Here is a 15,012-nt window from a genome sequence, read left to right as displayed (position 1 = left end):
GGCTTCCGACAGCCCTCGAGCGGGGCGCGCCGTCGGCCTTCCGGAAAGGCAGAACGCAGGCTCTCGAAAAACCCTCACCAGAAAAATTTCTTCGCAAAACAGGGCGGCCAGGGATGAGGAAAATCCGTCCCGCTGCGTGGTGCCAGTCAGACGGCGACGAACATCGCTCGCCGAACGGAGGGTAACGATCATGAGCAAGATGGATGTCTCGTCCAGCCGCGCCACGATGCAGACGGTTCTGGAGATGCTGGGCCGCGCCGGACGCGCCCTCGCCGGCGATCCACGTCAGGCCAGACACTTCATCGACGAAGCCGCGCGCTTGCTGTCGCCGCCCTGCCCCGCCGCCGAACCGGTCGTCGACCGCTCGCCCTCGGGGCTCGCGCCCTGGCAGGAGCGCAAGGTCGCGCGATACATCGCCGAGAACCTGGCGGACTCGATCAGCAACCAGGACATGGCCACGCTGGTGGGCCTCAGCGTCAGTCACTTCGCGCGGGGCTTCAAGGGCAGCTTCGGGGTGTCGCCGCGCGAATACGTGGTCCGCAGCCGCCTGGAGCGCGCCCAGGCCCTGATGACCCAGACCACCGCCTCGCTGTGCCAGATCGCCCTGGACACCGGCTTCTGCGACCAGGCCCACATGAGCCGCACCTTCCACCAGGTGATCGGCAGCACGCCCCGCCGGTGGCGGCGCGCCAACAGCCTGGACCTCGCGGCCTAGGGCCGCTTGGGCGCCTCCTGATCGAACCACTGCGCGGGCAAAGGCCGCTTCACCGGCCAGACTTCGTCCAGGGTCGCGGCCTCGTACAGGCGGCCGTTCTTCATCACCTGGCCCAGCTTCTCGACATTGGCGATGTCGGCCAGCGGATCGGCGTCGAAGATCAGAAGGTCGGCGAACTTGCCCGGCTCCAGGCTGCCGATGTCGTGCGTGCGCCCGATGGCTTCGGCCGAACCCATGGTCGCCGCGCGGATCGTCTCCAGCGGCGTCGCGCCGCCCGAGGCGAACAGCTGCATCTCCCAGGCGAAGCCCAGGCCCTGCACCTCGCTGTGGCTGCCCAGGCCCACGACGCCGCCGGCGCGCTGGATAGCCAGGGCGTCCTTGGCGAAGCTCGCGTAGGACATGTTCTCCGGCGGCGTCCAATGACGGTCGCCCAGCTTGGCGGCCAAGGCCCCCGGCGGCATGAAGCGCTTCAGGCGCGGCTCGTCCTGCGGCCGGCGGGTGATGATCAGGTCGAACAGCGGCGGCTCGCCGCCGTAGAGCACGTTCAAGGTGGGCACCAGGCTGGTGCGCGACTGGGCGAACAACTGCACCACGTCCTCGCGCAGGGGCGACACCGGCAGGGCGTGCTCGTTGCCCGAGAAGCCGTCCAGGGCGTGGGTCAGGTCGAGGTTCAGGTCGCTGGCGCCCTCGGTGGTCGGCATCATGCCCAGGGCCTTGGCGGCCTCGACCATGTACTGCCGCTGGGCGCGGTCGCCGACCATGTACGACTTGATGTTGCGGGTCCGGTAATAGTCCCGATAGCGCCGCAGCACGTCCTCGGCCTCGGCCTGGCTGTCGATGCGGCTGGCGGTGAACACGCCCGGCCCGGTCGAATAGAGGCGCGGCGCCAGGGTCATGCCGGCGTCGGCCATGTCCTGGTAGACGAACTGGTCGTTGGTGAAGGTCTGGGGGTCCAGGCTGCTGGTGATCCCGAACGACAAGCTGACCAAGAACGACCAGGGCTGCGGGTCCTGGACCTGGCGGCGGATGTCGAACCAGTGAGCGTGGGCGTCGATGAAGCCCGGGGTGATCACCTTGCCCGAAACGTCGCGGATCACCGCCCCCTTGGGCAGCGGCGCGGCGCCGGCCTTGCCGACCGAGACGATGCGATTGCCGGAGATCACCACGTCGGCGTTAGGGATCACCTCGTCACCACGCAGGGTCGCCACCGTGGCGCCGCGCAGGACCAGCGCCCCCTCGGGCACGTCGCGCGGCAACTCGATCGGCGCGGAAACCACCAGGGCCTTGGCCTCGCTGGCGCCGGGCGCGGCGCGGTCGACATCGGCCAGGGCGATCTTGCGCAGGGTCGCGCCCACCGACCAGACGATCGACCGGCCGTCGTCGGCCCAGTCGAAGAAGTCGGCCCCGATCCGCGTCAGCTTCATGACGCCCGACGTCGCCGTCTCCAGATTGACGGCCGGCGTCTTGCCTTCAACGGCGGGCGGCACGTCGACCAGATAGAGCTCCGACGCCGTACGGACCACGGCCTTGTCGCCAGCGGGGTTCAGCTTGACGTCCTCGACCGGGGTCTGGACGCCGACATATTGCGACCAGGCCCGCGCCAAGACGGAGAGCTCGCGCTTGGGCGCCTCGGTCCCGTCGAGGGCGATCGACTGGACGCCCGCCCCCGAATAGAACCGCACGCGCTTGGGATCGGCGCCGAAGGCCAGCAGCCGCGCGCTCGAGGTGTGGGCGACCAACTGCTGCGCGCCGCCGGCGGCCGGCAGGCGGACAATGTCGGTCGGCCAATCCGCCCCGATCTCGCTGATCCGGCGCAGGCGGTCGTAGTGGCTGGACTTCAGAGCCACCACCGATGCGCCGTCCGGCGAGAAGGTCGGCTCGGTGTAGTAGGCGCCATCGTTCGTCAGCCGCACGACCTTGCCGCCCGTCGCCGACGCGCGCCAGACCGCCCCGCCCTCGCGCGGATCCCAGGTGACGAAGACCAGCGCCTTGCCGTCCGGCGACCAGCGCGGCTGGAAGGCCTTGTCCGGCGCGCCCTTCACTTTCGCGGGCTTGCTCCCTGGCTTCAGGTCCTGGACGTAGAGGCCGCCCAGGCCCGTGAAGGCGAAGCGCTTGCCGTCCGGCGAGGCGCTGGGCGCCTGGATCACGCGGACGCGGACCGGGCCGGTTTCCTCGACCTGGTCGACGCGGGTCAGGGGCCCCAGGCCGAGCTTGGCGTGGACCGTGAACGGGATCGGCGTCCAGGCGCCGGTGGCCACGTCGATGCGACGCAGCTTGCCGTCGACGCTAGCGATCAGGGCCTTGTCGTCGGCGGTGAACACGAAGCGCGGCGTCAGGCCGTAATAGTAGCCCTGCTCCTGGCCGTCGCGGTCGGTCGGGAAGGCCAGCCAGCGGTCGGCGCCGGTCGACAGGTCGCGCAGGCGCAAGCCGTCCTGGTTCTCCCAGCGGCTGGCATAGGCGATGAAGCGGCCGTCGTGCGACAGGGCCGGGCTCATCGCCCCGCCCTGCCCCTGAACGATCACGTCCTCGACCTCGGCCTTGAGGTCCCGGCGGGCGATGGACCAGGTGGGCGGCGCCTTCTCGGTCCAGATGTGGCCGGTCTTCTTGGCGTAGTAGACGTAGCGGCCGTCGGGCGAGAAGACCGCGCCCATGGCGTTGAGGCGGTTGTCCCAGTCCTCGCCGTTCGGCTGGGCCTTGACCACGACCTTGCCCTCGGAACCGTCCAGCGGGAAGCGCCACAGCTCGAAGGTCAGCACCGGGTGCTTCATGCGCGAGACGTAGACGGCCGAGCCATCCGGGGCCCAGGCGGGCGCCGCGAAGACGGTGAGCTTGTCCTCGCGGCTGATCTGGCGCGGGTTGGAGCCGTCAGCGTTGGCGACCCACAGATTGGTGACGCCAGAACGGTCGCTGACGAAAGCGATCGACTTGCCGTCGGGCGAGTAGACCGGCGCGGTTTCGAAGGCCTGGCCCGTCAGCACCGGCCGGGCTTCACCCCCGTTCGCATCGACCGCGTAGATGTCGCCCAGCAGGTTGAACAGGATCGTCTTGCCGTCCGGCGAGACATCCGGCTGCATCCAGGTGGCTTCGCTCAGCGACAGGTCCAGAGTGCGCGCCGGCGCCAGGCTCAGGCCCGGCGCCGGCGTCTGGGCGGCCGCCCCTGTTGCAGCAAGGAGCGCGGCGGCGACAATAGCGCGGCGAACCGCTTTCGAGGGGATCGGAAGGGTTCGCCGCATAGTGCTCACTAGAAGGACACGTCCACCCGCACGCCCGCCGTCCGAGGACGGGTGACCGAATAGGCCGGCGCGGCCTGGTCGGTGAACGGCGCGTTGAGGATGCCGTACTCGTTGGTGAAGTTGTTGACGAAGGCCAACACGCGGACCTTGTCGGTAGGCTGGACCGAGGCCCGCAGGTCGATGATCGTGAAGTCGCCGCGGGTGTTCGGGTTGCCGAACGCCACCGGCGCCTTGGACAGGTAGCGTTGGGCGACCTCGAAGGTCGGCTGCAGCTTCACTTCGGGGAACTCGAACGACAGGGTGTTGGCCATCGACAACTTGGACGAACCCGGCAGGGTCGTGCCGGCGGCATAGCCGCCGCCGACCGCGAAGCTGTCGGGCAGCATGCTGGTCAGCTTGGCTTCCTGATAGGTGGTGTTGTTGCTGAACTTGATGTGCTGGCTCACCTTCAGCACGCCCGAGAATTCGACGCCGTCGACCTTGGCCCCGCCGGCGTTGGTCACGTACGAGTAGTAGTACGGCGCGGCGGTGAACAGGCGGGCCTGGATGTCCTTCCACTTCAGGTGGAAGACCGAGACGTCCAGGGACAGGCGATTGTCGAATAGGCCCGTCTTCAGGCCGGCCTCGTAGTTGTCGACCGTGTCGCTGCCGTAGCTGGTGGGAATGCCGGCCAGGATGGCGGCGTTCGGGTTCGGGCCGCCCACGCGGAAGCCGCGCGAATAGGTGGCGTAGGCCATCAGGCCCTTCACCGGGCGATAGGCCAGGGTGACCTTCGGCGTGAAGCCGTCTTCCTTCTGGACCGTGCCGAACGTCGAGGCGGTCGGCGAATAGCTGCCCGCGCCCAGGCTGCCGGCGGCGTTGGTGATCGCGGCGGTGTTCTTGGTGTCGTAGTAGCGGCCGCCCAAGGTGATCTCCCACTGCGGGGTGATCTTGTAGGACAGTTCGCCGAAGACGCCGAAGTCCTTGTTCACGGTGTCGGAGATGTAGCCGTAGATCGCATCGCCCGGCGCCAGCACCGAGCCGCTGTTGTTGCCGAAGTCGGCCGGATGGGCGTCGATATAGGCGGCCGCGCCGGCCTGGTAGATGCGGTCGGCGCTGTCCTTCTCGGCGTGCAGATAGCTGACGCCGATCAGCCACTTCAGGCGGTCGTCTTCCTTTGAGGACAGGCGCGCCTCGAAGGTGTCGAGATTGGCCCTGGCCACGCCCTTGCTGTAGGCCGCGCCCGCCCCGGTCGTGACGCCGGTCACGTAGGCGTAGGGATAGGAATAGATCGTGGTGTTGGTCTTGTGGTCGGTCGAACCGATCACGGTCAGGTCCGCGAAGCCGACGTCCTGGTCCAGGCGCAGGCTGTTGAGCCAGAAGGCGGTCTTCTGCGGCTCGGCGCGCGGCGTGTCGCGGACATAGTCGTGCGAGAGGTAGGTCTGGTCGTCCAGCAGGGTGTCCTGATAGGTCGACAGCAGGGTGAACTTGGTCCCTTCCGAGGCCTGCAGCACCGCCGAGCCGCGCAGGCCGCGCGTGCGGTAGTCGTTGGCCCCGTCGACCTTGGTGCCCGGGTTGTCCAGATAACCGGCGTCGAAGCGCTGCAGGCCGACCAGGCGCACGCCCAGCTTGTCGGTGACGATCGGGATGTTGACCATCGCCTTGGCGGCGTAGTTGGCCTGGCCCGCGTTCTTGGTCGTGCCGATCAGCCCCTCTACCGCGCCCTCGTACCGGCTGGGATCGGCCGTCTTGGCCACGTAGTTGACCAGGCCGCCCAGGGTCGAGGAGCCGAACAGCGTGCCCTGCGGGCCGCGCAGCACTTCCACCCGGTCCAGGTCGAAGGTGTCCATGTCGGGGATGCCGATCGGGAAGCCCGGTTCGACCACCACCACTTCGTTCAGATAGTAGCCCGTCGTGGTCTGGCCCTGCTCGTGATAGGTGGTCGCCGCGATGCCGCGCACCACCACCTCGGAGATGCCGGGCTGGTAGTCGTTGAAGGTCACGCCCGGCAGGCGGACGATGTAGTCGGCCAGGCTGTTGGCGTTGGACTTCTGCAGGTCGGCGCCGCTGATGGCGCTGATCGGGATGGCCACGTCGCGGGCGCTCTCGTTACGCTTGGTCGCCGTGACGATCAGGGTGTCCAGCTCGGTCACCGGCTGGGCGGCGGTCTGGGCGTTGGCCGCCGTGGCCAGGCCCATCGACAGGCCGGCCGCGATCATGCAGGCCGAGAGCGACGTCGCGCTCAAAAGAGTGGTCTTGCGCATATCTCTATCCCCTTCTTCGGAGCCGCCGGCGAGATGACCGGCGTCCTGTTTCAAAACCCCTGCGGGCGCCGGCGTCCGGCTCGCCTCGTTCGCGATGCTCGGCGGTCGTCATGCGGTCCGCGAGGTTGAGGCTTGTCCTTTCGTGGCGGAGCAAAAACATCCAAAAACGGCAGGCCGAGGGGACCAACGACAGCGCACTGGACCCGTGGGCGGACGCGGATTGGATGTTCCGGCCCCTGACCGAAGCGATCAGGTTGGCCCGACCGATAGAGAGAACGAGGGGTCCATGATCGATCGACGCAGCCTTCTTCGTGCCGGCGCGGGCCTTATGGTGCTGACGCCGCTGCAGGCCCTGGCGGCCGAGCGCGGCCTGGACGTGGCCCTGGTCAATGCGCGCGTCTGGACGCCCGGCGCGGGCGCGCCCCGCCTGTCGGCCGTCGGCGTGCTGGGCGAGCGGATCGCCGCCGTGGGCGCCGACCAGGTCAAGGCGCTGTCGACCGGCAAGACCCGGGTCGTCGACCTGAAGGGCGCCTTCCTGATGCCCGCCTTCACCGACAACCACACCCACTTCCTGACCGGCTCGACCGCCCTGACCCAGGCCGACCTGCTCAGCGCCAAGGACCGCGCCGACTTCGCCGCCCGCGTGGGCGCCGTGGCCAAGGCCCGGCCGGGCAAATGGATCCTGGGCGGCTCGTGGGACGAACAGCGCCTGGGCGGAGCCCTGCCGACCCACGAGTGGATCGACGACGTCACGCCGGACACGCCCGTCGCCGTGCCGCGCACCGACCTGCACATGTACCTGCTCAACAAGGTGGCCCTGAAGCTGGCCGGCATCACCCGCGACACGCCCGATCCCCCGGGCGGCGTCATCGTTCGCGACGCCCAGGGCGAACCGACCGGCGTGGTCAAGGACAACGCTAAGGCCCTGGTCGAGCGGGTGGTCCCGCCGATGACCGAGGCCGAGACCGACGCGGTGATGCGGCTGGGCATCGCCCACGGCCTCAGCAAGGGCGTGGCCCAGGCCCACAATCCGGAACTGGACTGGAAGACCTACGAGTCCCTGCGCCGCCTGCGGGCCAAGGGCGAGACCGACATGCGCTTCTACGCCTTCGTCCCCCTGCCCGACTGGGAGAAGATGGACGCCATCGTCGCCAAGGAAGGCCGAGGCGACGACTGGGTGCGCTGGGGCGGGCTGAAGGCCCTGGCCGACGGCTCGCTGGGCTCGCGCACGGCCGTCTTCCACGACCACTACGACGACGCCCCCGACCAGGCCGGCGTGCGCGTGACCACCCTGGCCAATCTGCGCGAATGGATCACGGCCGCCGACGCCCGCGGCCTGCACGTCACCACCCACGCCATCGGCGACCAGGCCAATGACGACGTTCTGGACATCTATGCCGAGGTCGAGAAGACCAATGGCGTGAAAGACCGCCGCTTCCGGATCGAGCACGCCCAGCACCTTTCGCAGGCCGCCATCCCGCGCTTCGCCAAGCAGAGGGTGATCGCCTCGGTCCAGCCCTTCCACGCCATCGACGACGGCCGCTGGGCCATCAAGCGCATCGGCGCCGAGCGGCTGAAGGGCACCTACGCCTTCAAGTCGCTGCTGGACGCCGGCGCCACGGTGACCTTCGGCTCGGACTGGCCGGTGGCGCCGCTGGACCCGCTGACCGGCGTCTATGGCGCGGTGACCCGCCGGACCATCGACGGAGCCAATCCAAACGGCTGGCTGCCCGAACAGAAGGTCACGGTCGAACAGGCCCTGACCGCCTACACGGCCAGCAACGCCTTCGCCGGCTTCATGGACGACCGCACCGGCAAGATCGCGCCCGGCTACTATGCCGACCTGACGGTGCTGGACGCGGACCTGACCACCATCGATCCGCTGAAGATCCCGGACGTGAAGGTGCTGCACACCTTCGTCGGCGGAAAGGCGCGGTACTCGGCCTAGAGTCCCGCGGCCTTGGCCAGGGTTTTCAGCGCCCGGCGCGCCTCCTCCTCGCGCAGGCTGGCGAAGCCGATGCGCAGGCCCCGGCCCGCGCCCTCGCGGCTGGCGAACGACCGCGACGAGGCCACGCGCACGCCCAGTTCGGGCCCGTTGGTCTCGATGCGGTCCAGGTCGGCCTCGTCGGGAAAGGTCAGCCAGAAGGCCAGCCCGCCGTCGGGGGTCTTGAACCGCACACGGTCTCCGAAGGCCTCGGTCATCGACTCGGCGAAAGCCAGGCGCCGGACGGCGTAGACCTGGGTGGCCTTGCGGGCGTGCCGGCGCAGTTCGCCGCTCTCGATCAGCTCGGCGGCGGCGTCCTCGGTCAGGGCGTTGCCCATGCCGTCGGTCAGCGAGACCGTGTGGGCCACCGCGTCGATGAAGGCCTTGGGCGCCGCGATGTAGCCGATCCGCAGCGCCGGCAGCAGCAGCTTGGACAGCGAGCCGGCATAGATCACGTAGGACGGCGCATAGCTGGCGATCGGCAGCAGCGGCTGCGACTCGAAATGGAATTCGTGGTCGTAGTCGTCCTCGATGATCGCGAAGTTGAACTGCCGGGCCAGCAGCAGCAGGCGCAGCCGCCGCTCGGGCCGCAGGGCGACGGTGGTCGGGAACTGGTGGTGCGGCGTCAGGAAGATGGCCTTCACGCCCCCTTCCCGGCAGCGGCGTTCGACGTCCTCGACATCGACGCCCTGGTCGTCCAGCCCCACCGCCTCGACCTTGGCCCCGCAGGCGCGGAAGGCCGCCACCGCCGGCTCGTAGGTCAGGGCCTCGACCAGCACCGTGTCGCCGGGCGAGATCAGGGTGCGGGCCGCCAGGAAGATGGCGTTCTGGCTGCCGCGCGTGATGCAGATGTTCTCCGCCCCCACCGCCAGGCCGCGCTCGGTCCGCAGCATCTCGGCGATGCCTTCCCGCAGCGCCATCGAGCCGCGCGGATCGCCGTAGAGCATGCGGTTGTGGCGGGCGGCCCGCTGGATCGCCGAGCGATACGCCCGACCCAGCACCTCCTCCGGAAACAGCCGTCCGTCGGGCGAGCCTTCGTCCAAGCGGATCCGGGTGTCGCTGGGCAGGGCCAGCGGTCGGGCCGGCGGGGCGTGGAAGGCGTATGCCGGGGCCTTGGCGTCGACGATCTCGGGCGCGACCTCGGGCTTGGCCGAACGCGCCGGCGCCGACTTGGGCAGGATGTCCGAGACCATGGTCCCGCGCGTGCCGTGCGAGGTCAGCCAGCCCTGGGCGATCAGGTCCTCGTAGGCCAGCACCACGGTCTTGCGATTGACGCCCAGCATGGTGGCCAAGCCCCGGCTGCTGGGCAGGTAGGCGCCCGAGGTCAGCCGCCCGCGCTCGATCTCGTGGATCAGGCCGTGGACGATCTGCAGATAGAGCGGCATCGGCTTGGAGGCGTCGATCACCTCGCCCAGCGCCATGTTCCACGGACGCGCCATTGGCCCCCTCCACTCATCACAAGTCTTCTTCTTATGGGTCCAACATGCGCCGACGCCAGCGCGACCGCAATGACCCGGCTGGACCCGTGACGCTGTCAGTCTTGGTGCTTGTTCGGCGCCAGTCGGTTCCAGATTGTGCTCAGGAAAGCAGCGCCGGCCCTACTGAACCAAGATCCGAGGCCGGACGAAGATCCGAGAGGCATGCATGTCCGAGTCGACGCCGTCCGGCGCCCCAGACCGTTTCGCGGGCGGCCCCGACGACGTGCTCGCGCTGATCCGCGAATTCCCCCTGGCCTGGGTAGCCCCGCGCGACGACCGCGCGGCCCAGGTGGCGACCCTGCTGCCGATGCTGGCCGATCTCGACACCGAGGGCCGGATCGTCTCGCTGCTGGGGCACATGGCCCGCCGCAATCCGCTGTTGGCGGCGCTGGAGGATCAGCCCAAGGCCACCCTGCTGTTCGCCGGCCCGCAGGCCTATGTCTCGCCCGGCCTGGTCTCGACCCCGACCTGGGCCCCCACCTGGAACTACGCCCAGGTGCGGATCGAGGCCGACATCCGCCTGCGCCCCGACCTCGGCCACGAGGCGCTGGACCGCCTGACCCGCGTGATGGACGACCAGACCGGCTGGCGGCCGCGCGACGTCGGCGACCGCTACGATGCGATGGAACGAGCCATCATCGCGTTCGAGGCGGACGTCACCAGCCTGACCGCCAAGTTCAAGCTGGGTCAGGACGAGTCCGACCAGTCGCTGCGCGAGATCCTGGCGGGTCATCCCGACCCGGTCCTGACCCGCTGGATGCGCCGCATGAACGCCCACCGCATCGACGCGTGACGAGGCGTTCTGTCGACGCTGTGATCCGATATTTCGATTGAACGATGCGCACGACGATCTGACGGCGCGGCCAACTCATGCTTTTTTGGCCGTCAGTTCTCAGGTCGAAAGTCTTCGTTCCATGTCCGCCCTCCGCAAGGTCGTCGTCACCCAGCGCTTCTTCGACGACCGCACCCAGGACTATCTTCGCGCCAACGGTTGCGAGGTCGCGATCGCGCCCCTGCCCCCGGGCAAGGCCGACGGCGACCTGGACCACGACACCCTGGTCGAACTGCTGAGCGACGCCTCGGGCTGGATCGTGGGCCACGCGCGGGTGACGCGGGCGCTGATGGAGGCCCTGCCGGACCTGAAGGTGATCTCGCGGCGCGGCGTCGGCTACGAGCGGGTCGACCTGGAGGCCGCGCGCGATCTGGGCCGGGTGGTGGCCATCGCCGCCGGCGGCAACGACGCCTCGGTGGCCGACCACGTGATCGGCCTGATGCTGGCGGTCGGGCGCCGCTTCCGGGAGTCCCAGCAACGGATGCTGGACGGCGACTGGTCGATCCTGATGGGTTCGGACCTGTGCGAGAAGACCGTCGGTGTCGTCGGCCTGGGCCGGATCGGCAAGAGCGTGGTCAAGCGCTTGTCGGGCTTCGACTGCAAGGTGCTGGTCCACACGCCCAGCCCCGATCCCGACTACGCCCAGGCCAACGGGGTGGAATATGTCGAGTTGGCGGACCTGCTGGCGCGCAGCGACTACGTCACCCTGCACGCGCCCCTGACGCCCCAGACGAAGTTCATGATCGACGCGGCCGCGATCGAGACGATGAAGCCGGGCGCCATCCTGATCAACACGGCGCGCGGCGGGCTGGTCGAGGACGCTCACCTGCTGGACGCCCTGCGCGCGGGCCGCCTGGGCGGGGCGGGACTGGACGTCTATGTCAGCGAGAGCGATCCGGCCTACAAGCCGGTGTCCCAGGCCCTGCTGGCCCTGCCCAACGTGGTCGGGCAACCGCACTCGGGGGCCTCGTCGCGCGAGGGCCTGGACCGGACCAACATGGTGGCCGCCCGCTCGGTGGTCGCCGTTCTTGACGGTGGCGATCCCGCGCCGGAGTGTGTGGTCGCCGACGGTCGCCCCGGCCGCTGAGTCCCGGCGAGGAAAGAGCCCGCGTTCCATGGAGCTTGACTGGCTCGAAGACTTCCTGGCGCTGGTCGAGCATCAGCATTTCGGACGCGCCGCCGAGGCCCGCAACATCTCGCAGCCGGCCTTCAGCCGCCGGGTGCGGCTGCTGGAAGGCTGGCTGGGCGCGCCGCTCTTCAACCGCGACACCCACCGCGTGGCCTTGACCCCGGCGGGTGAGCAATGGCGCCCCACGGCCGAGGACCTGTTGCGCCGGCTCTATCTGGGGCGCGAACAGACGCGGGCGGTGGCCCAGGGCTTCGTCTCGACCCTGCGCGTCGCCTCGACCCACGCCCTGTCGATCACCTTCTTCCCGCAGTGGCTGGAGGAGATCGAGGCCGAGGTGCCGCTCAGCTCGACCGTCAGCCTGGTGACCGATAACATGGCCGGCTGCGAGCGGCTGATGCTGCAGGGCCAGGCCCAGTTCCTGCTGTGCCATCACCATCCGTCGACGCCGGTGTCCTTCCGGCCGAACTACTTCACCTCCATGGACGTGGGGCGCGACACCCTGGTCCCGGTCAGCGCGCCGGCCACGGATGATCCGACCCAGCCGCGCTTCGCCCTGCCCGGACGCCTGGGCGCGCCCGTGCCGTATCTGGCGTTCAGCGAGGTGTCGGGCATGGGTCGGATCCTGGCCTCGACCCACGCCCTGGAAGGGCCGTCGATGTGGCTGTCGCCCAGCTTCACCGCCCATGTGGCGACGGTGCTGGCGGCCATGGCCCGGGCCGGCCGGGGCCTGGCCTGGCTGCCCATGAGCCTGATCGCGCGCGACCTGGAGGAAGGCGGACTGGTGCGGGCCGGCGACGAAAGCTGGGACGTGCCCATCGACATCCGCCTGTTCCGTCCCCGCGCCCGCCAGACCGCGGCGGCCGAAGCGTTCTGGAGCCGCCTGAAGCAGCGCGCCGAACCCGCCCCAACCGTCGATACGCTCTAAAAGGGACCGGGCGCGCCACAGGGTGCGGACGCGCCCGGGCCGAGCCGCCCTGGGCCTTCGACGAGTTTCGCGACGAGGTCGACGCTCATGTCTCGAGAGAGACGGTCGGAACCTAGCGCAAGCCCTTGTCCCGCAGGCGATTTTCGGCGCCCGGACCAGGTATGGTTCGATGCGGAACTTCTATCGCCGACCCGGCCCTTCCGGCTCAGTCGCGGAAGCTGGGGTCGATCCGGTCGAGCTTCCGCAGCAGGGCCGGCCAGGCGAAGTGCTCGGCGACCATCTTGGTGGCCGGGCCGCTGACCTGGCTCTTGATCACCTCGGCGACGCCCTGCTGCGGGCGGTGGACCTCGCCCGGGATCAGCACCTGGGCCTGGCAGGCACGCTCCAGAAAGTACATGCGCAGATAGGCCTGCTGGATCGTCGCCCCGACGGTCATGGTGCCGTGGTTGCGCAGGATCATCGCGTTCTTATCGCCCAGGTCGGCGACGATGCGGTCCTGCTCGCTCATGTCCTCGGCGATGCCTTCTGACTCGTGATAGGCGACGTCGTGGTGGATGATCATGGCCGTCTGGGTCACCGGCAGCAGGCCGTCAGCCGAGGCCGCCACCGCCTGGCCCTGCGGGGTGTGCAGGTGGATCACCGCATTGCCGTCCTCGCGAGCGCTGTGGATCGCCGAATGGATCACGAAGCCGGCGCGGATCACCTGGCCGGCGCAATCCATGACCTTGTCGCCGTTGAGGTCGATCTTCACCAGGTTCGAGGCGGTCACCTCCTCGAACATGTTGGTGTAGGAATTGATCAGGAAGTGGTGCTCGGGACCCGGGATCCGCACCGACATGTGGGTGAAGATCAGGTCGTCCCAGCCGTTCAGCGCCGCCAGGCGGAACGCCGCCGCCAGATCGACCCGCAGGGCCCATTCCTCGGCCGACACCTGGTCGCGCACGCTAGGGACCGTTTTCAAGACCGCCGTCATAGTCGCTTCCTCCGTTTTGGTTTGACGAAGGCTAGCACCGGGTCGAAATGAAGATTGTCGCGCCCGCGACAATCTCGACGAAAGGCCCATCGTGCGCGCCACCGCCGACCATCGCCGCGTGCTGGAGACCGGGAGCTGGTTCGCCGCCCTCCCCGCCGAGCGACGCGACCTGATCCTGGGCGAGGCCAGCGTGGCTACCGTCTCCGACGGCGCGCATCTCTACGGCGCCGGCGATCCGCCCAACGGCCTGTGGGCGGTGCTGGAGGGCCAGGTGCGGTTGATCGGCTATCCGGCCAGCGGCATGGAAATCCTGGTGCGGATCCTGGGACCCGGTGCCTGGTTCGGCGAGCTCTCCACCCTGGACGGCGGACCGCGCCCGCACGACGCCGTCGCCTTCGGCCCGGCCGCCATGCTGCACCTGTCGCCGGCCTCGGTGACGCGGCTGGGCGAACAGAACGCCGCCCTCTATCGCGACCTGGGCCTGCTGGTCTGCGCCAACCAGCGCACGGCTCTCGCCTATATCGAGCAGCGAGCGGCCCAGCCGATGGCCGTGCGGCTGGCCCGCGCCCTGGCCAAGGCAGCCGCTGAGGCGGGCTCTGGGCCTCTCTCCATCCGCCAAGCCGAGCTGGCCAGCGTGGTGGGGGTCAGCCGCCAGACCCTGAACCGGGGCCTGCGCAAGCTGGAGACGGCGGGCGTCGTCTCCCTGGGCTACGCCAGCATCGCCATCCTCGATCCGGACCGTCTGTCGCGGCTGTGCGGTCGCGGCGAGTTCTGGGGTTGATGTGAAACAAACATCCAACACTGCCTCATTTTGGATCCAATTCTTGATTCAAACACGACCTTGAGGCAAGAAACGCGCATCCGGGCGCGCGGCCCGACATCGTGCGCGAGACTTGTCCTCCACCGACGCAAAGCCCCCGCCCGCTCGGCCCTCGCCGGCCTCCGCCCTGATGCTGGAGACCTATCTGGCGCGGCGCGACGAGCTGCGCGGTTTCTACCGGGCGCGCCTGGGTCCCCAGGCCGACGTCGAGGACCTGGTGCAGGATCTCTATGTGAAGATCAGGGGGCTGGAGGACCAGGACGTGCGCAATCCCGCCGCCTTCCTCTATCGCCTGGCCCACAACCACATGCTGGACTGGCTGCGGCGCGGCCGCCGGACCCGCGCGCGGGACGACGCCTGGCGCCAGACCAGCACCACCGTCGCTTCCGGGAACGTCGAGGTGACCGAGCAGCCCGACGCCGAAACGACCCTGATCGCCCGCCAGCGGCTGGAGCGGCTGTCCAAGGCCCTGCTGGCCCTGCCGTCCCGCACCCAGGAGATCTTCCGCCTGCACAAGTTCGAGGGCCTGACCTACGCCCAGACCGCCCAGCGCCTGGGGCTGTCGATGAAGACGGTCGAAAAGCACATGAGCGCGGCCCTGGCCCATCTCTACGCGAAGGTGGGGCGATGATCGCGGAGGGTGTCCGCCCGTCGGTGGCGTCATTGTGGCCGAGCCGGCC

At 69.2% G+C, this 15,012-nt stretch carries 11 protein-coding genes; 7 read left to right on the top strand and 4 right to left on the bottom strand.

Annotated elements, in window-relative coordinates:
• Positions 1-190 precede the first annotated feature (190 nt).
• On the top strand, positions 191-715 hold the full coding sequence (locus AC07OA_RS08105; RefSeq protein WP_494663278.1) for a helix-turn-helix domain-containing protein: 525 nt from the start codon (positions 191-193) through the stop codon (positions 713-715).
• Here the strand turns inward: AC07OA_RS08105 and AC07OA_RS08100 are convergent.
• Positions 712-3,948: an amidohydrolase family protein gene (locus tag AC07OA_RS08100; protein WP_494663277.1), complete on the bottom strand. Its 3,237-nt coding sequence runs from the start codon at positions 3,946-3,948 to the stop codon at positions 712-714. The genes AC07OA_RS08105 and AC07OA_RS08100 overlap by 4 nt on opposite strands.
• Before the next feature lie 8 nt (positions 3,949-3,956).
• Positions 3,957-6,191, bottom strand: a complete 2,235-nt coding sequence (locus tag AC07OA_RS08095; RefSeq protein ID WP_494663276.1) for a TonB-dependent receptor — start codon at positions 6,189-6,191, stop codon at positions 3,957-3,959.
• Between the two features lie 286 nt (positions 6,192-6,477).
• Between AC07OA_RS08095 and AC07OA_RS08090 the strand changes: the two genes are divergently transcribed.
• Positions 6,478-8,139 carry an amidohydrolase gene (locus tag AC07OA_RS08090; RefSeq protein WP_494663275.1) on the top strand — a complete coding sequence of 554 codons (1,662 nt, stop codon included), beginning with the start codon at positions 6,478-6,480 and terminating at the stop codon, positions 8,137-8,139.
• Here AC07OA_RS08090 and pdxR read toward each other — a convergent pair.
• Positions 8,136-9,614: a MocR-like pyridoxine biosynthesis transcription factor PdxR gene (gene pdxR, locus AC07OA_RS08085; RefSeq protein ID WP_494663274.1), complete on the bottom strand. Its 1,479-nt coding sequence runs from the start codon at positions 9,612-9,614 to the stop codon at positions 8,136-8,138. The genes AC07OA_RS08090 and pdxR overlap by 4 nt on opposite strands.
• 205 nt (positions 9,615-9,819) lie before the next feature.
• Between pdxR and AC07OA_RS08080 the strand changes: the two genes are divergently transcribed.
• The 3 genes from AC07OA_RS08080 to AC07OA_RS08070 all read left to right on the top strand — a co-directional run bounded on the left by AC07OA_RS08080 (position 9,820) and on the right by AC07OA_RS08070 (position 12,539).
• Complete coding sequence (locus AC07OA_RS08080) at positions 9,820-10,446, top strand: FMN-binding negative transcriptional regulator (protein WP_494663273.1); 627 nt, start codon at positions 9,820-9,822, stop codon at positions 10,444-10,446.
• A 121-nt stretch (positions 10,447-10,567) separates the two neighbouring features.
• The gene (locus AC07OA_RS08075) at positions 10,568-11,572 is read left to right on the top strand and encodes a phosphoglycerate dehydrogenase (RefSeq protein WP_494663272.1); all 1,005 of its coding nucleotides are present in this window, start codon (positions 10,568-10,570) and stop codon (positions 11,570-11,572) included.
• A 28-nt stretch (positions 11,573-11,600) separates the two neighbouring features.
• Complete coding sequence (locus tag AC07OA_RS08070) at positions 11,601-12,539, top strand: LysR family transcriptional regulator (RefSeq protein WP_494663271.1); 939 nt, start codon at positions 11,601-11,603, stop codon at positions 12,537-12,539.
• 205 nt (positions 12,540-12,744) lie between these two features.
• On the opposite strand, the gene AC07OA_RS08065 is transcribed toward AC07OA_RS08070, so the two are convergent.
• Positions 12,745-13,500, bottom strand: coding sequence for a class II aldolase/adducin family protein (locus AC07OA_RS08065; protein WP_494663270.1), 756 nt, complete (start codon positions 13,498-13,500; stop codon positions 12,745-12,747).
• A gap of 103 nt (positions 13,501-13,603) precedes the next feature.
• Here AC07OA_RS08065 and AC07OA_RS08060 point away from each other — a divergent pair, with 103 nt between their 5' ends.
• Together AC07OA_RS08060 and AC07OA_RS08055 are read left to right on the top strand one after the other, a co-directional pair.
• The gene (locus AC07OA_RS08060) at positions 13,604-14,293 is read left to right on the top strand and encodes a Crp/Fnr family transcriptional regulator (RefSeq protein ID WP_494663269.1); all 690 of its coding nucleotides are present in this window, start codon (positions 13,604-13,606) and stop codon (positions 14,291-14,293) included.
• 112 nt (positions 14,294-14,405) lie between these two features.
• Positions 14,406-14,963 (top strand): RNA polymerase sigma factor, encoded by a 558-nt coding sequence (locus AC07OA_RS08055; RefSeq protein ID WP_494663268.1) that lies wholly within the window; start codon positions 14,406-14,408, stop codon positions 14,961-14,963.
• The last annotated feature ends 49 nt before the right edge of the window (positions 14,964-15,012 follow it).

The sequence above is a fragment of the Caulobacter sp. GW821-FHT09B08 genome (genome assembly GCF_059418225.1).
Note: the sequence above shows the minus strand (reverse complement) of the source record. Positions and strands in the feature narration are given on the sequence as shown.